Origin of the sequence: Pseudomonas sp. KBN12P06040, from assembly GCF_037574965.1 — a bacterium.
GTDB classification, from domain to species: Bacteria; Pseudomonadota; Gammaproteobacteria; order Pseudomonadales; family Pseudomonadaceae; genus Pseudomonas; species Pseudomonas aeruginosa.
The window spans coordinates 5,576,218-5,594,572 of sequence record NZ_JBBELS010000001.1 but is presented as its reverse complement, the minus strand read 5'-3'; the positions used below and the strand labels follow the sequence as shown (position 1 = coordinate 5,594,572).

The window sequence follows — 18,355 nt, the reverse complement described above, 5'->3', positions numbered from 1 at the left end:
GGGTCCTCCGGTTCGGCCGGGCAGTATAGCGACGGCGGCGAGGCCTGCGGAAAACCCGTTTTTCATATCCGGTAACAGACCTCTGCCTGCCGTGTATTCCTTGTCCGACGCGGCTTCCAGGCCTGCCGCGGGGAACCCTGCGAAAACCTGTCAGGAAGCTTGCGCAGCGCTAACCGCGGGGCTTTGCGCACCTTCCTAGAATGCCGGCGTCGGTTGTTTCCAGAGGAAGCCATGCATGCTCCTGGGGCGTTTCGTCTCGGTCGGCGCCGGTGCCACCGCCGTTCATTACCTGGTGCTGACCCTCCTGGTCGAGGGCTTCGCCGTTGGCGCCGCCGTGGCCGCCGCGACGGGAGCAAGCTGCGGGGCTCTGGCTGCCTACCTGGGGCATCGCCGGAAGACTTTCCGCCACCGTGGCCCGGTGTTCCGTTCGCTGCCGCGCTTCTTCGCCGTCAGCCTGCTTTGCGTACTCGGCAACGCCGTCCTGGTGTTGCTGCTCGGCGACCTCGCCGGACTCGACTACCGCCTGGCCCAGCTCGCCGCGACCGGCGCACTGCTGTTGGCGACCTATCACCTTCATCGACTCTGGACCTTCTCATGATGATCGAACCTTCCCTGGCGTCGAAGCTCGAGGCCCCCTGCCTGCTCAGCGTGGTAGTGCCGGTGTTCAACGAGGAGGCGGTGCTGCCGGCCTTCCACCAGCGCCTCGGCGCCGTGCTCGGCGACCTTGGCGACGATTGCGAGGTGCTCTATGTCGACGACGGCAGCACCGACCGCAGCGCGACGATCCTCGCCCAGCTACAGGCCGCCGACCGCCGGGTGGGCGTGGCCCGCTTCACCCGCAACTTCGGCAAGGAACAGGCGATGAGCGCCGGGCTCAAGCTGTCGCGCGGCGCCGCGGTGATCGTCATCGATGCCGACCTGCAGGATCCCCCGGAACTGATCCCGCAGATGCTCGACGCCTGGATCGGCGGCGCCGAAATGGTCAACATGCGCCGCCGCAGCCGGGCCGGCGAAAGCTGGCTGAAGCGCGCCTCGGCGAGCGCCTTCTACCGGCTGATCAACCGCCTCAGCGAGGTGCCGATCCCGCGCGACGTCGGCGACTTCCGCCTGCTCGACCGGCGGGTGGTCGATGCCCTTTGCGAGCTGCCGGAAGGCAATCGCTTCATGAAGGGACTGTTCGCCTGGGTCGGTTTCCGCCAGGTCGATATCGCCTATAGCCGCGCCGCTCGCGTCGCCGGCCACAGCAAGTGGCGCTACTGGCGGCTGTGGAACTTCGCCCTGGAGGGCATCACCGGGTTTTCCACCGCGCCGCTGAAGGTCGCCGGCTACCTCGGCCTGCTCAGCCTGTTGGCGGCCCTGGCGACCCTGCTCGCCGGGATCTTCGGCCAGCAGGAGATCCACGAACACTGGCCGGTGATCGCCGCGCTGTTCCTGATCGGCGGCCTGCAACTGCTGGCCATCGGCGTGTGCAGCGAATACCTCGGGCGGATGACCATGGAAGCGCGGCGCCGCCCGCTCTACCTGATCGACCGCTACCTGCCGGCGCAGGTCGGCGGGGCCAATCCGTGAGGGCGCTGCGCGGCTGGCCGCTGGCCTGGTTCCTGCTCGCCCTGGCCTTCGCCATCCGCCTGCTGAGCCTGGGCAGCTATCCGCTGATGGACACCACCGAGGCCCGCTATGGCGAGGTGGCGCGGAAGATGGCCGAACTGGGTGACTGGATCACGCCCTGGTACGACGTCGGCGTGCCGTTCTGGGGCAAGCCGCCGCTGGCCTTCTGGCTCAGCGCCGGCGGCCAGCTTCTGCTCGGTGCCAACGAGTTCGCCAGCCGCCTGCCGCACTGGCTGCTGGGCGTACTGGTGCTGTGGCTGGTATGGGACTGGCAGGCCCGCGAAGATCGTCGGCAGGCGCGGATCGCCTGCGTCCTGCTGGGCAGTTCGGCGCTGTTCTTCGTCGCCTCCGGGGCGGTGATGACCGACATGGCCCTGGCCCTGGCCCTGGTCCTGACCATGCGCGGCTTCTGGCTGGGCCTGCATGGCGCGGAGGGAATCCGGCGCCGCGAGGGCTGGCTGATGTTCCTCGGCCTCGGCCTCGGGCTGCTGGCGAAAGGGCCGCTGACGCTGATCCTCGCCGGACTGCCGATCGGCCTGTGGGCCTTGCTGGAGTGGCGCTGGCGCGCGCTCTGGCGGGGCCTGCCATGGATCCGCGGAAGCCTGCTGATGCTCCTGGTGGCGGCGCCCTGGTACCTGCTGGCGGAGTTGAAGACGCCGGGCTTCCTCGAGTACTTCCTGCTCGGCGAGCATTGGCAGCGCTTCGTCACCGCCGGCTGGGACGGCGACCGCTACGGCAATGCCCACGCCTATCCCTACGGCAGCGTCTGGCTGTTCCTGCTGGCCGCCGCGTTTCCCTGGAGCCTCTGGTTGCCGCTGCTGCTCTGGCTGGGCTGGCGCCAGCGCGGGGAGGTGGTCGATGGCGTCGCCTCGCGCAGGCGCTACTGGCTGTTCTGGGGACTGGCGCCGTGCCTGTTCTTCACCTTCGCCGGCAACGTCCTCTGGACCTACGTGCTGCCCGGCCTGCCGGCCCTGGCGTTGCTCGCCGCCGACCTGTTGCGCGCGCCGCTGGCGCGCAGCGCCTGGCTGCGGCGTGGCGGGCTGGCCTGCCTGGCGCTGACCCCATTGCTGTTCGCGCTGTTCCTCGGCTCCCTGCTGCTGGGCTCGCGCGCCGAGCAGAAGTCCACCGCCGCGCTGCTGGCCAGCGACGCCGGCTGGCGCGAGCGGCCGCTGGTGTTCTGGCCGAAGCGGCCGTACTCGGCAGTGTTCTACAGCGGCGGGCGGGCACAACGGGCGGAGGACAGCGAACTGGCCGGCTGGTTGCGTCGCGACGCCCTGCTGGCGATCCGCTCGCGTTCGTTCGGCGCCTTGCCCGACGAGGTGCGCCAGCGCTTGCGCTGCCGGCCGCCGGTGGGACAGTACCAGCTATGCCAGGGCGTCGCGCCGCCTGGCTGAGGCTACTTCGGCCGGTAGGCGCAGTGGCCGGGACGCGGGCCGATGCGCGGGTGGTTGCGGCAGGTGTCCGGGCGGCGGGCATAGATGGTGCACAGGCGGGTCTTGCGGTCGAGGTACAGGCAGACGCCGTTGGCCATGCGGGTAAGGGTGAAGATCTCGCGCTTGTGGTTGAAGTGCTCGATCACGCCATCCTTTTCCAGTCGCTTGGCGATTCGCTTGGCCGGCTCCTCGCGCTCGAACTCGTCGACCAGTCGCATGCGGATCAGGTCGTCGATGCGCACTTCCACCGGCAGCGTGCAGCAGGTCGCGTTGCACTCGCCGCACAGGCCTTCGCGGTATTTCACCCAGGTATCCAGGCGGTCGGGGTCGGCGGCGGCGAGCGGGATCTTCTTCATCGGCGGGCGGGGGCGGGGAAAACGGGCGCGCAATGATAGTGGCTGCGCGCCCGTTGCGCTCGTCCGGGCGATGAGCGTCAGTGCCGTGGGTCCTCCCGCCATACCGGCCGGTCCTGCTCGTCCAGAGCCCAGTGCGCGGTGCCGGCGCGCAGGCGTACGCCGCCGACCCAGCGTTCGGGGGCGCCGAGGTCGAGGCGGTAGCGCCGCCCGGCCAGGACCTCGCGGCCCGCAGCGGTCAGCGCCAGCGGCTGGCGTTCCCAGGGCAGTTCCGGCGCCGGCGTGCGCAGCAGCGCACCGGGCTCTTCCAGCAGCGCGCGGAGCAGGACGCGGAACATCAGGTCGCCGAGATAGGGCAGCGGCTCGCGCCGTGCGGTCAGCTCGGCGAAGACCTGGCCGGCGCTCGGCCGCCCGCCGTCGCGGACGATCTCCAGGGTCAGCCGTTCGCTCAGCGACAGGCCGTCGCGCAGGGCCGGCAGTTCATGCAGTTGCCGACGCAGCGCCGGCCCCAGCAACGGTAGCGCCGGGGTCGGCGCTGCGGCCAGTTGCGCCCAGCGCAGTGGCGCCGGATCGCGGTAGGCTTCCCAGGCCGCGCGGGCCAGCGTCAGGGCTTCGGCGTCCAGCGGGCGACGCCGAGTCCATAGCCAGGCGAGCAGCTCAGGCGCCAGTTGGCCGATGCCGACGAAGCGCTCGACGCCTGGCACGCGGTCGATCTCGATCAGTTCCAGGTGCTCCGGCGGCGTCTGCATCCCGGCCAGCACCCGGACCAGGAACAACTGGTCGTAGGCGTCCGCCTCGCACCAGAGGGCCACCCGCGAGTATTCGCCGAGCCGCTCGAGCCCAGCGTATTCCTGGCGCTGGCGGGCCTGGGCGTCGGCCGGGTCGAGGTCGAAGGCGCGGCTCAGGTAGTCGCTGCGCAGGGCGAGGAACTCGGGCAACGGCAGGTTCGGCACCGGTCCCATGGTCAGCGGGTCGGCGAACATCCGGAAGTCGCCGCGAAAGCCGGCGAGCTTCAGGCCGTGGGCGATGTCGTTGCCGCAGCGCAGGTGCAGGGTCGCGGCCTCATCGCCGCCGACCAGATCGGGGTGGCGGCTGGCGAAGGCGATGGCGTCGACATGCGCCTTGAGTCGCGGCCAACTGGCGAAGCCCAGTTCGCGCGCCACCTGCCACTGGGCGTCGGCCAGGCGCGGCTCCTGCCCCGGAAGCCCTGTACGGCTGGCCGGGTCGCGGCGCCACTGGCGCAACAGCTCCTTGGCGCGCTTGCGTTGCTGTTCGAGATTGATCCGGCCGTCGCCGAGAGTGCGGGAAAAGGACATACGATCTCCTCTGCAGCCTTGTCCGCCAGCAGGCCTGGAGTCGCATGCGCGATGCGTGGGGTGGATCGCCTGGGCGCTGCCCTTTCCGCGGACGGGAGGCGTGGAGAACGCCGAGGCCGACTATAGGCCGGCCGACGCGTCCGCGGCAAGACGCACTCAGCCCTTGCGGATCATCCAGATGCCGGCGCCGATCAGTGCCAACCCGCCCAGTTTCAGCGCGCTGATCGGTGCCTCGCGGAAGCCGGCCCAACCGAAGTGGTCGAGGCTCACGGCCATGCCCAACTGGCCGGCGAGCACCAGCACCATGAACATCAGCGCGCCGATGCGCGGCGCGGCGAAGGCGGCGATGAAGATGAAGAACATGCCGAGGAAACCGCCGCACCAGTGCCACCAGCTCAGCCCGCGCAATGCCGCCAGGCCGGGAAACTCGCGCTGCGAGAGGGTCAGGGCGAGCAACCCGAGGGTGCCGACGAAGAACGAGATCAGTGCCGCGGCGAGGACGCTGGACACCTGCTTGGCCAACTGGCCGTTGATCCCCGCCTGCAGCGGCAGGCAGGCGCCGGCGAGCAGGGGCAGGACGAACAGCCACCAGGGGGGAGTGGGCATGCAAGACTCCTGGAACGATGACGGCGAGCGCGTCCCGCGCATGGCGAGGGACGGGCCGGAGTGGTACGGGGAGTCGCACAGTATGCACCAGGCGGGGGCGGGGGAGGAAAACGCGGGGCCTCATCGCACGCCCTCGGATTCCGCCCGGCGGGTAATCGCGAGCGGTTGTTCGCCCTACGGCCGCCATGCCGCCAACGGCGTTATCCCCCTACAAGCGCGCCGCCAGCATGGCCCCCTCGCGAATCGCCCGCTTGGCATCCAGTTCCCCCGCCACTCGCGCCCCGCCGATCAGGTGGAAGCGCAGGCTTTCCGCCGCCTGGCTGATCTGCAACTCGCGCAGCGGATCCTGGCCGGCGCAGATCACCACGTTGTCCACCTCCAGCCAGCGTTCCTCGCCGTCGACGCGGATCAACAAGCCGCGTTCGTCGATCTTCAGGTACTCCACCCCGCCGAGCATGCGCACGGCGTTGTGCCTGAGGTGCGCGCGGTGCACCCAGCCGCTGGTCTTGCCGAGCTGCGCGCCGGGGGCGCCGGGCTTGCGCTGGAGCAGCCAGACCTGGCGCGCCGGCTGCGTCGGAGCGGGTTCGCGGAGGCCGCCGGGCTGGCTGTTGTCGAGGTCCACGCCCCATTCCGCGAGCCATTCGCCGAGCGCCCGCGGCTGGCCGTCGCTGGGTGCGGCGACGAGGAAGGCGGCGACGTCGAAGCCGATGCCGCCGGCGCCGACGATGGCGACCCGCGCGCCCACCGGCGCGCCGCGCAGCACGTCCACGTAGCTGAGTACGGTCGGTCCGCCGATGCCGTCGATCCTTGGCCGGCGTGGCTGGATGCCGGTGGCCACCACCACGTCGTCGAACTGACCGTCCAGCTCGCCCTGACGCACCCGGTGGCCGAGGCGCAGGTCGACGCCGAGGCGTTCCAGGCGCACGCGGAAGTAGCGCAGGGTTTCGCGGAACTCTTCCTTGCCGGGAATCCGCTTGGCCAGGTTGAACTGCCCGCCGATTTCCCCGCTCGCCTCGAACAGGCTGACCCGATGCCCGCGCTCGGCGGCCACGCAGGCGGCGGAGAGCCCGGCGGGGCCGGCGCCGATCACCGCGATGCGCTTCTGCGTGCGCGCCTTGCGGTAGCGCAATTCGGTCTCGAAGGCCGCCCGCGGGTTGACCAGGCAGGTGGCGCGGCGGTTGGCGAAGGCATGATCGAGGCAGGCCTGATTGCAGGCGATGCAGGTGTTGATCTCCTCGGCCCGGCCGGCGCCGGCCTTGGCCACGAACTGCGGGTCGGCCAGCAGCGGCCGGGCCATCGACACCAGGTCGGCCTTGCCGGTGGCGAGCAGGGATTCGGCGACCTCGGGGGTGTTGATCCGGTTACTGGCGATCACCGGCACCTTCAGCTCGTGGCGCAGCCGTGCGCTGACCTCGGCGAAGGCCGCGCGCGGCACCGAGGTGACGATGGTCGGCACGCGCGACTCGTGCCAGCCGATGCCGGTGTTGAGCAGGGTGATTCCGGCTTCCTCCAGGGCCAGGGCGATGCGCCGTACTTCGTCCCAGGTATTGCCGCCCTCGACCAGGTCGAGCAGCGACAGGCGATAGCAGAGGATGAAGCGTTGGCCGACGATCCGCCGGATGCCGCGGACGATCTCCAGCGCCAGGCGCATGCGGTTTTCCAGCGGGCCACCCCACTGGTCGTCGCGGCGGTTGGTGCGCGGGCAGAGGAACTGGTTGAGCAGGTAGCCTTCGCTGCCCATCACTTCCACGCCGTCGTAGGCGGCGGCCTTGGCCAGCCGCGCGCAACGGACGAAGGCGCGGATGGTCTTGCGGATGCCGCGCTCGGAGAGTTCGCGCGGGGTGAACCAACTGATCGGCGACTTCAACGGCGAGGCGGACACCGCCATCGGGTGGTAGCCATAGCGCCCGGCGTGGAGGATCTGCAGCAGGATCTTGCCGCCCTCGGCATGCACCGCCTGGGTCAGGCGACGATGGGCGGGCACCTCCAGGGCGCTGGTGAGGCTGCTGCCGAAGGGCAGCAGCCAACCTTCGCGGCAGGGCGCGAAGCCGCCGGTGACGATCAGCCCGACGCCGCCCCGGGCGCGCTCGCGGTAGTAGGCAGCGAGCTTGCCGAAGTCCCACAGACGATCCTCCAGCCCGGTGTGCATCGAACCCATCACCACGCGGTTGCGCAGACGGGTGAAGCCCAGGTCCAGCGGGGCCAGCAGGTGCGGATAGGGCGCGGCGGCGAGCGGCGGGTAGGGGTTGCGCATGGCGCGGTTCCGGTAGCCAGGGACGCTTCACCATAGGAAGTTGCGCCGCCGCCGAATGCGGCCCGCTTGCCGGAACCGCCAGGCATTTCGGTCAAGCCGGCGGACTGGCTGATCGGATAGGTGCTCGCTGCGCTGCACCGCTGTGGCCCCGGGTGACAGGCGTCGAAAGCTCTCCGACAGCACTTGCGGCGCGGCGGGCGGAATGGGAACGGCGGCGCTGTTACCCGGGGTAATGGCGTGCGCCGGGAGCCCAACTTAAGCACGGCTCGACGCCTTTGGCGGCGCTGTCAGGCTGGGGTTCCGGCCCGCTCAGCACGTGCCTTGCCAACTGCCTGTCCAATCCGAACGGAGTCTCGACGATGAACAAGAACAAGACGTTCCTCGCGGCGGCGCTGGTAGCGCTGGCCGCCAGCCTTCCCGTGCACGCTGCGACCGACTACACCCGCACGCGCTATCCCATCGTGCTGTCCCACGGTCTGTTCGGCTTCAAGAGCGTCGGCCCGGTGGACTACTGGCACGCTATCGTGCCGGCCCTGGAGAAGGACGGCGCGAAGGTCTTCGCCACCTCGCAGTCGCCGGTGAACAGCAACGAGGTGCGCGGCGAACAGCTACTGGCGCAGGTGGAGGAAGTCCTGGCCCTGACCGGCGCGGAGAAAGTCAACCTGATCGGCCACAGCCAGGGCGGCATGACCGTGCGCTACGTCGCCGGGGTGGCGCCGCAACTGGTGGCCTCGGTCACCACCATGGGCACGCCGCACAAGGGCACGCCGGTAGCCGACGCGGTGACCGGCTTCAGCGAGTTCCTCGGGCCGATCGGCACCGAGGTGATCGCCTCGGCGGTGGAGGCGCTGTTCTCGGTGGTCGACATCGTCGACGGCGGCGAGTGGGTCAAGGGCGACGCGCTGGCTGCCCTGAACAGTCTCAACACTCCCGGCACCGCGCGGTTCAACCAGCGCTTCCCGCAGGCGATCCCGGCCAGCGCCTGTGGCCAGGGCGCGGAGACGGTAGCCGGGGTGCGCTACTACTCGATGAGCGGCACCGGCTCCCTGACCAATGCGCTCGACCCGAGCTCCGCCGGCCTGGCGGTGACCGGGCTGCTGTTCGGCGAGGCCAACGACGGTCTGGTCGGCCAATGCTCCAGCCACCTGGGCAGCGTGGTGAAGGACAACTACCGGATGGACCATCTGGACGAAGTCAACCAGTTGCTCGGCCTGGTCAGCCTGTTCGAGAGCGACCCGACCCAGGTCTATCGGCAGCATGCCAATCGCCTCAGGAACGTCGGACTCTGATCCGCTCGCCGGGTCGCCGCAGCCCTAGGCGACCCGGCATTAGTCTTTGGTCTAATGGCACCTGGATATCACCTCCTGTTCGCGCGCCTCGCGGCGTTCGGACCTGTCCCGATTCCGCGCACCTTGCTGGACAAGGTTTGCGCCGCCGTGTAATGACTCCGGTCAAGGCAGAAAAACCCAGCGTTCGTGTAGGGTTCGCTGCCCCGTAGCCATGCCCGGCTGGCGTACCTCGCCAGGCTGGCTATCTTTTAACCAGAGACATCCGGCCATGTCCCGGGTGTCCTTTGCCTGATGCAGGAGATGCACGATGGATATGAACCGTCGGCAATTCTTCAAGGTCTGCGGTATAGGCCTTGGAGGATCGAGCCTTGCGGCGCTCGGGATGGCCCCCACGGAGGCCTTCGCCGACCAGGTCCGCCACTTCAAGCTGGCGCACACGGTCGAGACCCGCAACACCTGTACCTACTGTTCGGTCGGTTGCGGCCTGATCATGTACAGCCAGGGCGACGGCGCCAAGAACGTCGCGCAGAACATCATCCATATCGAGGGCGACGCCGACCATCCGGTCAACCGCGGCACCCTCTGCCCGAAAGGCGCCGGCCTGCTGGACTACATCCACAGCCCGAACCGCCTGAAGTATCCGGAAGTGCGCGAGGCCGGCTCCAGCGAGTGGAAGCGCATCGAGTGGGACGAAGCCCTCGAGCGCATCGCCAAGCTGATGAAGGAAGACCGCGACGCCAACTTCGTCGAGAAGAACGAGCAGGGCCAGACCGTCAACCGCTGGTTGACCACCGGCTTCCTCGCCGCGTCCGCCTCGTCCAACGAGGCCGGCTACATCACCCACAAGGTGATGCGCTCCCTCGGCATCCTGGGATTCGACAACCAGGCGCGTGTCTGACACGGCCCGACGGTGGCAAGTCTTGCCCCGACGTTTGGCCGTGGAGCCATGACCAACCACTGGACCGACATCAAGAATGCCGATCTGGTGCTGATCATGGGCGGCAACGCCGCCGAAGCCCACCCGTGCGGATTCAAATGGGTCACCGAAGCCAAGGCGCACAACAAGGCGCGGCTGCTGGTGGTCGATCCGCGTTTCACCCGTTCCGCCTCGGTCGCCGACTACTACGCGCCGATCCGGACCGGCACCGACATCGCCTTCCTCGGCGGCCTGATCAACTACCTGCTGGAAAACGACAAGATCCAGCACGAATACGTGCGCAACTACACCGATGTCTCGTTTATCGTGAAGGAAGGCTTCAGCTTCGAGGACGGCCTGTTCAACGGCTACGACGCCGAGAAGCGGACCTACCCGGACAAGTCCTCCTGGGGCTACGAGATCGGTGAGGACGGCTATGCCAAGGTCGATCCGACCCTGACCCACCCGCGCTGCGTGTTCAACCTGCTCAAGCAGCACTACAGCCGCTACACCCCGGACGTGGTGAGCAACATCTGCGGTACGCCGAAGGACATGATGCTCAAGGTCTGGGCGGAAATCGCCGAGACCTCCAAGCCGGGCAAGGTCATGACCATCATGTACGCCCTGGGCTGGACCCAGCACTCGGTAGGCGCGCAGATGATCCGCACCGGCGCGATGGTCCAGCTGCTGCTGGGCAACATCGGCATGCCCGGCGGCGGCATGAACGCCCTGCGCGGCCACTCCAACATCCAGGGCCTGACCGACCTCGGCCTGCTGTCCAACTCGCTTCCGGGCTACCTGACCCTGGCGATGGACGCCGAGCAGGACTACGACGCCTACATCGCCAAGCGCACGGCCAAGCCGCTGCGCCCGGGACAGCTGTCCTACTGGCAGAACTACGGCAAGTTCCACGTCAGCCTGATGAAAGCCTGGTTCGGCAAGTCGGCGACCAAGGAAAACAACTGGTGCTACGACTGGCTGCCCAAGCTCGACATGCCGGGCGCCGGCTACGACGTGCTGCGCTACTTCGACATGATGTACCAGGGCAAGGTCAACGGTTACTTCTGCCAGGGCTTCAACCCCATCGCCTCGTTCCCCAACAAGGCCAAGGTCGGCGCCGCGCTGGCGCGCCTGAAGTGGATGGTGGTGATGGACCCGCTGGTGACCGAGACCTCGGAGTTCTGGCGCAACGTCGGCGAGTACAACGACGTCGACACCGCCAGCATCAAGACCACGGTGTTCCGCCTGCCCACCTCCTGCTTCGCCGAGGAAGACGGCTCGATCGTCAACAGCGGCCGCTGGTTGCAGTGGCACTGGAAGGGCGCCGAGCCGCCGGGCCAGGCGCGTCCGGACATCGCCATCATGGCCGGGCTGTTCCACCGCCTGCGCGAGATGTACCGCAAGGACGGCGGGGCCTTCCCCGAGCCGATCCTCGGTCTCGACTGGTCCTACCTCAAGCCCGACGAACCGGGCCCGGACGAACTGGCCCGGGAGTTCAACGGCAAGGCCCTGAGCGACCTGGTCGACCCGGCCAACGGCATGATCCTGGCCAAGGCCGGCGAGCAGTTGCCGGGCTTCGCCCTGCTGCGCGACGACGGCAGCACGGCGAGCGGCTGCTGGATCTTCGCCGGCTCCTGGACCCAGCAGGGCAACCAGATGGGCCGCCGCGACAACAGCGACCCCTACGGCATGGGCCAGACCCTCGGCTGGGCCTGGGCCTGGCCGGCGAACCGGCGGATTCTCTACAACCGCGCCTCGGCCGACGTCAGCGGCAAGCCGTGGGACCCGGAGAAGAAGCGCCTGGTGTGGTGGAACGGCAAGTCCTGGGGCGGCACCGACGTGCCCGACTACAAGGCCGACGTACCGCCGGAAGCCGGGATGAACCCGTTCATCATGAACCCCGAAGGGGTGGCCCGCCTGTTCGCCGTCGACAAGATGGCCGAAGGCCCGTTCCCCGAGCACTACGAGCCGTTCGAAACGCCGATCGGGGTGAACCCCTTGCACCGCGACAACCGCAAGGCGATCAGCAACCCGGCGGCACGGGTGTTCAAGAACGACATGGAACTGTTCGGCACGGCCGACGAGTTCCCCTACGCGGCGACCACCTACCGGCTCACCGAGCACTTCCACTACTGGACCAAGCACTGCCGGCTGAATGCGATCACCCAGCCCGAGCAGTTCGTCGAGATCGGCGAGGCGCTGGCCAAGGAGCTGGGCATCAATGCCGGCGACAAGGTCAAGGTCTCCTCCAACCGCGGCTACATCAAGGCGGTGGCGGTGGTGACCAAGCGCATCCGCCCGCTGCAGGTGGATGGCAAGACCGTGCACCACGTCGGCATCCCGATCCACTGGGGCTTCGCCGGCATGGCGCGCAACGGCTTCCTGGCCAACACCCTGACCCCCTTCGTGGGCGACGGGAATACCCAGACGCCGGAGTTCAAGTCGTTCCTGGTCAACGTGGAAAAGGCGTGAGGTGAAACATGAGTAGTCAGGACATCCACGCCCGCTCCGCGACCACCACGCCGATGCCCTCGGTGCGGAACCAGGAGGAAGTGGCGAAACTGATCGACGTGTCCAAGTGCATCGGTTGCAAGGCCTGCCAGGTCGCCTGCTCGGAATGGAACGAGCTGCGCGACGAGGTCGGCCACAACCACGGCACCTACGACAACCCCATGGACCTGACGGCCGACTCGTGGACGGTGATGCGTTTCACCGAGTACGAGAACGAGGCCGGCAACCTCGAGTGGCTGATCCGCAAGGACGGCTGCATGCACTGCGCCGAGCCGGGCTGCCTGAAGGCCTGCCCGAGCCCGGGGGCGATCGTGAAATACGCCAACGGCATCGTCGACTTCAACCAGGACAAGTGCATCGGTTGTGGCTATTGCATCACCGGTTGCCCGTTCGACATCCCACGGATCTCGCAGAAGGACCACAAGGCCTACAAGTGCAGCCTGTGTTCCGACCGCGTCTCGGTGGGCATGGAGCCGGCCTGCGTGAAGACCTGCCCGACCGGCGCCATCGTCTTCGGCAGCAAGGAGGACATGAAGGAACACGCCGCCGAACGCATCGTCGACCTGAAGAGCCGCGGTTACGAGAACGCCGGCCTGTACGACCCCGAAGGGGTGGGCGGCACCCACGTGATGTACGTGCTGCACCACGCCGACAAGCCGTCGCTCTATGCCGGCCTGGCCGAACAGCCGAGCGTCAGCCCGCTGGTCAGCCTGTGGAAGGGCGTGACCAAGCCGCTGGCGCTGCTGGCCATGGGCGCCACGGTGCTCGCCGGGTTCTTCCACTACGTGCGCGTCGGTCCCAACCGCGCGGACGACGAGGAAGACCACGGGCAAGCCGAGGCACCGGTGCACCAGGTCGATCCGTCGGTACACACCTTTGACCCGCACGAGCGTCGTTGAGCCTGCGCGCGGGCGTTGCCGCCGGTCCTCCGCGACCCGGCGGCAGCGGCGGCGCTCTCGAGGAGTCGGAAATGAAAAATGAAATCCAGCGCTACAACGCCAACGAGCGCAGCAACCACTGGGCCGTGGCGATCCTGTTCTTCATGGCCGGGCTGTCCGGGCTGGCGCTGTTCCACCCGGCGCTGTTCTGGCTGACCAACCTGTTCGGCGGCGGTCCCTGGACGCGTATCCTGCACCCCTTCCTGGGGCTGGCGATGTTCGTCTTCTTCCTCGGCCTGGTGGTGCGCTTCGCTCACCACAACCGGGTGCAGAAGAGCGATATCCAGTGGCTCAAGCAGTGGCGCGACGTGGTCAGCAACCGCGAGGAGAACCTCCCGGAAGTCGGCCGCTACAACGCCGGGCAGAAGCTGCTGTTCTGGGTGCTGCTGCTGAGCATGCTGACCCTGCTGGTCACCGGCATCGTGATCTGGCGCCAGTACTTCAGTGCCTGGTTCGGCATCGAGGCGATACGCCTGTCGGCGCTCCTGCACGCTTTCGCCGCCTTCGTCCTGATCGCCAGCATCATCGTGCACATCTACGCCGGCATCTGGGTCAAGGGCTCGATGGGCGCGATGCTCTACGGCAAGGTCAGCCGCGCCTGGGCGCGCAAGCACCATAACGGCTGGCTGAAGGAAGTCGGCAAGGGCGAGGAGCACTGACTCGTATAGTGTCGCCATCGCCCGACCGGAGGCCCCAGCGATGGGGCCTTTGCATTCATTCCGCGCCCCTCCGGGCGCCCGATCGTTGCGGCGCGGCCCACCGGCCCGCCGGCGCAGACCCGAGGAGTTCCCGTGTCACGCACCATTCTTCAGCCGGGGCAGATCGAAGCCGCCGCCAACATTCCCCCGCACCTGCACCAGCCGTCGCGCGACCTGTTCGCCCTCCGCGGCGAGCGCCTGCTGCAACTGGCCGAGGGGCACCCGATGGGCGACTACCTGCGCCTGGTCGCCGGTCTCTGCCGGCTCCAGCAGGCGCTGCTGGACAACCCGCCGGCGCTGGCCCCGCTCGACCCCGAGCGCCTGCGCAAGAGCCGCGAGCACGGCATGCCGCCGCTGGCCTACGACCTGCTGGTGCGCGAAGGCGCCTGGCTGCCCTGGCTGGATGCCCTGCTCGCGGGCTACCCGGCACCGGCCAACGCCGCCGTCGGCGCGGCACTCGAACAATTGCGCGAAGCCGACGAAGGCCAGCGCAAGGCCTGGGCCATCGCCTTGCTCAGCGGTCAGTTCGACCTCCTGCCGGCGGCCCTGGTGCCGTTCCTCGGCGCCGCCCTGCAAGTAGCCTGGAGCCATTGGCTGCTGGGACTGGAGGAGGGCGCGGTGGTCGAGACCGAGAGCCGGACCTTGTGCCCCGCCTGCGGCTCGCCGCCGATGGCCGGGATGATCCGCCAGGGCGGCAAGGAAACCGGTCTGCGCTACCTGAGCTGCTCGCTGTGCGCCTGCGAATGGCACTACGTGCGAATCAAGTGCAGCCACTGCGAGGAAAGCAAGCACCTGACCTACCTGTCCCTGGAGCATGACGGGCAGCCGGCGGAAAAGGCCGTGCTGCGCGCCGAGACCTGCCCCAGTTGCCAGGGCTACCTGAAGCAGTTCTACCTGGAGTTCGACCGCCACGCCGATGCCCTTGCCGATGACCTGGCCAGCCTGGCGCTGGACATGCGCCTGGCCGAGGACGGCTACCTGCGGCGTTCGCCGAACCTGTTGCTGGCCCCCGGCGGCGAATAGCCGAAGACGCTGCGGGCATGCGCCGACGCGTCTATGATGGGCGTGTCGGTGACCCTACCCTGTGGATAAGGTTTCTCCATGAGTTCCGTTCGCTTGCCTTCGGTCGACCGCCTGCTGCGCAGCGCGGCGGCCGCTCCCCTGCACCAGCGCTACGGCCGCGAGGCGTTGCTGGCGACCCTCCGCGACCTGCTCGACGAACTGCGCGAGCCGGCCCGACGCGGTGCCCTCGCCGAGATCGAACTGAGCGAGGCGGTGCTCGCCGGGCGCGCCGGCGAACGCCTCGCCGCGCAGCATGCCAGCCGCGTACGGCGGGTGTTCAACCTGACCGGCACGGTGTTGCATACCAACCTCGGCCGCGCCCTGCTGCCGGACGAAGCCATCGAGGCGATCACCCTGGCCGCGCGCTACCCGCTGAACCTGGAGTTCGACCTGGCCAGCGGCAAGCGCGGCGACCGCGACGACCTGATCGCCGGGCTGATCCGCGAACTCACTGGCGCCGAGGCGGTCACCGTGGTCAACAACAACGCGGCAGCGGTGCTGCTGGCGCTGAACAGCCTGGGGGCGCGCAAGGAAGGGATCATCTCGCGCGGCGAGCTGATCGAGATCGGCGGCGCCTTCCGCATTCCCGACATCATGGCCCGCGCCGGCGTGCGCTTGCACGAGGTGGGCACCACCAACCGCACCCACGCCAGGGACTACGAAGCCGCCATCGGCCCGCGCAGCGGCCTGCTGATGCGCGTGCATACCAGCAACTACAGCGTCCAGGGCTTCACCGCCAGCGTGCCCACCGCGCAACTGGCGGCCATCGCCCATGGCCACGGCCTGCCGCTGCTGGAAGACCTCGGCAGCGGCACCCTGGTGGACCTGACCCGCTGGGGCCTGCCCAAGGAACCGACGGTGCAGGAAGCCCTGGCCGACGGCGCCGACATCGTTACCTTCAGCGGCGACAAATTGCTCGGCGGGCCCCAGGCCGGGCTGATCCTCGGCAACCGCGAACTGATCGGGCGGATCAAGAAGAACCCGCTCAAGCGCGCCCTGCGCGTCGACAAGCTGACCCTCGCCGCCCTCGAGGCGGTGCTCGGCCTGTACCGCGATCCGGACCGCCTCGCCGAACGCCTGACCACCCTGCGCCTGCTCAGCCGCCCGGCGGCGGAGATCCGCGCCCAGGCCGAGCGTCTGGCGCCGGCGCTGGGCGAGGCGCTCGGCGAGGGCTGGGAGGTCGCCGCGGTCGACGCCCTGGGCATGATCGGCAGCGGCGCGCAGCCGGTGGCGCGGCTGGCCAGCGCTGCGCTGTGCCTGCGTCCGCGGCAGCCCAGGCGCCTGCGCGGACGCGCCCTGCGCAACCTCGAGGAAGCCCTGCGCGGGCTGCCGCTGCCGGTGATCGGTCGGCTCGACGACGACGCCCTCTGGCTCGACCTGCGCCAGCTCGACGACGAGCCGGCGTTCCTCGCCCAGTTGCCGCGACTGCGGAGCGAGCTGTCGTGATCGTCGGCACCGCCGGGCACATCGACCACGGCAAGACCTCGCTGCTGCGTGCCCTCACCGGCATCGAGGGCGACCGCCGCCCGGCCGAGCGCCAACGCGGGATCACCATCGACCTGGGCTACCTCTACGCCGACCTTGGCGACGGCAGCCCCACCGGCTTCATCGACGTGCCCGGTCACGAGCGCTTCGTCCACAACATGCTGGCCGGCGCCAGCGGCATCGATTGCGTGCTGCTGGTGGTGGCCGCCGACGACGGCCTGATGCCGCAGACCCGCGAGCACCTGGCGATCGTCGAACTGCTCGGTATCCGCCGGGCGCTGGTGGCGCTGACCAAGATCGACCGGGTCGAGCCGCAGCGGGTGCAGCAGGTGCGGACCCAGGTCGAACACCTGCTGGCCTCCGGCCCGCTGGCGCGCTCGCCGATCTTCCCGCTCTCCAGCAGCACCGGGGAGGGCGTCGCGGCGTTGCGCGAAGCACTCGGCGGGCTCGCCGGCGAAGTCCGCGAGCGTAGCCGCGAGGGATACTTCCGCCTGGCGGTGGACCGGGCCTTCAGCGTCGCCGGCAGCGGCATCGTGGTCACCGGCACGGCCTTCTCCGGACAGGTCGCGGTGGGCGACGAACTGCTCCTCGGCAACGCCGGACGGCCGGTGCGGGTGCGCGGCCTGCACGCGCAGAACCGGCCCGCGCAACAGGCCTGGGCCGGCCAGCGCGTGGCCTTGAACATCGCCGGCGAGCGCCTTGCGCTGGAACAGATCCAGCGCGGCGACTGGCTGCTGCAGGCAGCGCTGCACGCGCCGACCACGCGGGTCGACATCGACTTCCGCCTGTTGCCCGACGAACTCCGCGACTTCACCCACTGGACCCCGGTGCACCTGCACCTGGGCACCCAGGACGTCACCGGACGCCTGGCCCTGCTCGAAGGCGAACAACTGGAGCCTGGCCACCGCGCCTTCGCCCAACTGGTGCTGAACGCGCCGATCCAGGCCCTGCACGGCGACCGCCTGGTGCTGCGCGACCAGTCGGCGCAGCGCACCCTTGGCGGTGGGCGGGTGCTCGACGGCGCCGCGCCGGCGCGCAACCGACGAACGCCGGCACGTCTGGCACAGCTCCAGGCGCTGCGCCAGGAAAGCCTGGAGGAGGCGCTGCCGACCTTGCTCGGCGCTGCCGAGAACGGCCTAGACCCGCAACGCCTGGTGCAATCCTTCAACCGCCCGCGCGAGCACTGGCGGCTGCCGGAAGAGGTGGTCGAGGTGCAGACCCGCCTCGGCCCCCGGTTGTTCGCCGGGGAGCGCTGGTTCGCCCTGGTCGAGCAACTGCTCGCCGGCCTGCGGCGCTTCCACGAAGAGCTACCGGACGAACTCGGTCCCGACCGCGACCGCCTGCGTCGCTACGCCCTGCCGCAGCTGGAGCGGCCGGTGTTCATCGCCTTGCTCGAGGCCGCCCTGGCCGGCGGCGACGTGCACAGCAGCGGGCCCTGGCTGCACCTGCCCGGCCACGAAGTGCGCCTGAGCGATAGCGAGGAGCAACTGCGCGCGCGCCTCTGGCCGCTGCTCGAAGCCGGCCGCTACGACCCGCCCTGGGTTCGCGACCTGGCCCGCGAGCTGCGCCAGGACGAAGCCGCCATGCGCAACCTGCTGCGCAAGCTGGCGCGCCTGGGCCAGTTGCAGCAGGTGGTGCGCGACCTGTTCTACCCGGAAGCCACCCTGCGTCAATTGGCCGAGATCGCCGTGCAGGTCCGCGACCCCGCCGGGCTGATCCGCCCGGCGGAATTCCGCGACCGCCTGGGCATCGGCCGCAAGCGCAGCATCCAGATCCTCGAGCACTTCGACCGCATCGGCCTGACCCGCCGCATCGGCAACGACCGTCGCCTGCGCGAGGGCTCGGCGCTGGCCGAACAGTTGCTCGGCGGCGTCTCGCCCTGAGTC

General features: G+C 69.3%; 14 protein-coding genes. 10 read left to right on the top strand and 4 right to left on the bottom strand.

What is annotated here, in order from left to right:
- Positions 1 to 235: 235 nt before the first annotated feature.
- From VQ067_RS26450 to VQ067_RS26440, 3 genes are read left to right on the top strand one after another with little or no spacing between them, the layout of a single operon-like run.
- A complete protein-coding gene (locus VQ067_RS26450; protein WP_003111807.1) occupies positions 236 to 598 on the top strand; it encodes a GtrA family protein in 363 nt (120 codons plus the stop codon).
- Positions 595 to 1,569 carry a glycosyltransferase family 2 protein gene (locus VQ067_RS26445; protein ID WP_003107470.1) on the top strand — a complete coding sequence of 325 codons (975 nt, stop codon included), beginning with the start codon at positions 595 to 597 and terminating at the stop codon, positions 1,567 to 1,569. Before VQ067_RS26450 ends, VQ067_RS26445 begins: the two co-directional genes overlap by 4 nt.
- A complete protein-coding gene (locus tag VQ067_RS26440; RefSeq protein WP_004365413.1) occupies positions 1,566 to 3,002 on the top strand; it encodes an ArnT family glycosyltransferase in 1,437 nt (478 codons plus the stop codon). Before VQ067_RS26445 ends, VQ067_RS26440 begins: the two co-directional genes overlap by 4 nt.
- A gap of 2 nt (positions 3,003 to 3,004) precedes the next feature.
- Here the strand turns inward: VQ067_RS26440 and VQ067_RS26435 are convergent, their stop codons facing one another.
- The 4 genes from VQ067_RS26435 to VQ067_RS26420 form a co-directional block, all read right to left on the bottom strand.
- Positions 3,005 to 3,499, bottom strand: coding sequence for a YkgJ family cysteine cluster protein (locus tag VQ067_RS26435; RefSeq protein WP_074241119.1), 495 nt, complete (start codon positions 3,497 to 3,499; stop codon positions 3,005 to 3,007).
- Positions 3,475 to 4,710, bottom strand: coding sequence for a DUF1835 domain-containing protein (locus tag VQ067_RS26430; protein WP_033990045.1), 1,236 nt, complete (start codon positions 4,708 to 4,710; stop codon positions 3,475 to 3,477). The genes VQ067_RS26435 and VQ067_RS26430 overlap by 25 nt, the downstream gene beginning before the upstream one ends.
- Positions 4,711 to 4,866: 156 nt before the next feature.
- Complete coding sequence (locus VQ067_RS26425) at positions 4,867 to 5,316, bottom strand: DMT family transporter (RefSeq protein ID WP_003107883.1); 450 nt, start codon at positions 5,314 to 5,316, stop codon at positions 4,867 to 4,869.
- A 208-nt stretch (positions 5,317 to 5,524) separates the two neighbouring features.
- A complete protein-coding gene (locus VQ067_RS26420; protein ID WP_033990046.1) occupies positions 5,525 to 7,570 on the bottom strand; it encodes an NADPH-dependent 2,4-dienoyl-CoA reductase in 2,046 nt (681 codons plus the stop codon).
- A gap of 359 nt (positions 7,571 to 7,929) precedes the next feature.
- Between VQ067_RS26420 and lipC the strand changes: the two genes are divergently transcribed.
- The 7 genes from lipC to selB all read left to right on the top strand — a co-directional run bounded on the left by lipC (position 7,930) and on the right by selB (position 18,352).
- On the top strand, positions 7,930 to 8,859 hold the full coding sequence (gene lipC, locus VQ067_RS26415) for a lipase LipC (protein WP_003095318.1): 930 nt from the start codon (positions 7,930 to 7,932) through the stop codon (positions 8,857 to 8,859).
- A 307-nt stretch (positions 8,860 to 9,166) separates the two neighbouring features.
- Positions 9,167 to 12,247: a formate dehydrogenase-N subunit alpha gene (fdnG, locus tag VQ067_RS26410; protein WP_079759004.1), complete on the top strand. Its 3,081-nt coding sequence runs from the start codon at positions 9,167 to 9,169 to the stop codon at positions 12,245 to 12,247.
- A gap of 8 nt (positions 12,248 to 12,255) precedes the next feature.
- Positions 12,256 to 13,185, top strand: a complete 930-nt coding sequence (gene fdxH / locus VQ067_RS26405) for a formate dehydrogenase subunit beta (RefSeq protein ID WP_021263671.1) — start codon at positions 12,256 to 12,258, stop codon at positions 13,183 to 13,185.
- Between the two features lie 71 nt (positions 13,186 to 13,256).
- On the top strand, positions 13,257 to 13,883 hold the full coding sequence (locus tag VQ067_RS26400; RefSeq protein WP_003095316.1) for a formate dehydrogenase subunit gamma: 627 nt from the start codon (positions 13,257 to 13,259) through the stop codon (positions 13,881 to 13,883).
- A 132-nt stretch (positions 13,884 to 14,015) separates the two neighbouring features.
- Positions 14,016 to 14,945 (top strand): formate dehydrogenase accessory protein FdhE, encoded by a 930-nt coding sequence (gene fdhE, locus VQ067_RS26395; protein WP_023092653.1) that lies wholly within the window; start codon positions 14,016 to 14,018, stop codon positions 14,943 to 14,945.
- Positions 14,946 to 15,023: 78 nt separating this feature from the next.
- Positions 15,024 to 16,430 (top strand): L-seryl-tRNA(Sec) selenium transferase, encoded by a 1,407-nt coding sequence (gene selA / locus VQ067_RS26390; protein WP_023092652.1) that lies wholly within the window; start codon positions 15,024 to 15,026, stop codon positions 16,428 to 16,430.
- Positions 16,427 to 18,352, top strand: a complete 1,926-nt coding sequence (gene selB, locus VQ067_RS26385) for a selenocysteine-specific translation elongation factor (RefSeq protein ID WP_004365408.1) — start codon at positions 16,427 to 16,429, stop codon at positions 18,350 to 18,352. Before selA ends, selB begins: the two co-directional genes overlap by 4 nt.
- The last annotated feature ends 3 nt before the right edge of the window (positions 18,353 to 18,355 follow it).

Excerpts from the sequence above, each read along its gene's own strand:
- selA (WP_023092652.1), top strand. The coding sequence starts at position 15,024 with ATGAGTTCCGTTCGCTTGCCTTCGGTCGACCGCCTGCTGCGCAGCGCG.
- VQ067_RS26400 (WP_003095316.1), top strand. The coding sequence starts at position 13,257 with ATGAAAAATGAAATCCAGCGCTACAACGCCAACGAGCGCAGCAACCAC.
- VQ067_RS26420 (WP_033990046.1), bottom strand. The coding sequence starts at position 7,570 with ATGCGCAACCCCTACCCGCCGCTCGCCGCCGCGCCCTATCCGCACCTG.
- VQ067_RS26435 (WP_074241119.1), bottom strand. The coding sequence starts at position 3,499 with ATGGCGGGAGGACCCACGGCACTGACGCTCATCGCCCGGACGAGCGCA.
- VQ067_RS26425 (WP_003107883.1), bottom strand. The coding sequence starts at position 5,316 with ATGCCCACTCCCCCCTGGTGGCTGTTCGTCCTGCCCCTGCTCGCCGGC.
- VQ067_RS26430 (WP_033990045.1), bottom strand. The coding sequence starts at position 4,710 with ATGTCCTTTTCCCGCACTCTCGGCGACGGCCGGATCAATCTCGAACAG.
- lipC (WP_003095318.1), top strand. The coding sequence starts at position 7,930 with ATGAACAAGAACAAGACGTTCCTCGCGGCGGCGCTGGTAGCGCTGGCC.
- VQ067_RS26445 (WP_003107470.1), top strand. The coding sequence starts at position 595 with ATGATGATCGAACCTTCCCTGGCGTCGAAGCTCGAGGCCCCCTGCCTG.
- VQ067_RS26450 (WP_003111807.1), top strand. The coding sequence starts at position 236 with ATGCTCCTGGGGCGTTTCGTCTCGGTCGGCGCCGGTGCCACCGCCGTT.
- fdxH (WP_021263671.1), top strand. The coding sequence starts at position 12,256 with ATGAGTAGTCAGGACATCCACGCCCGCTCCGCGACCACCACGCCGATG.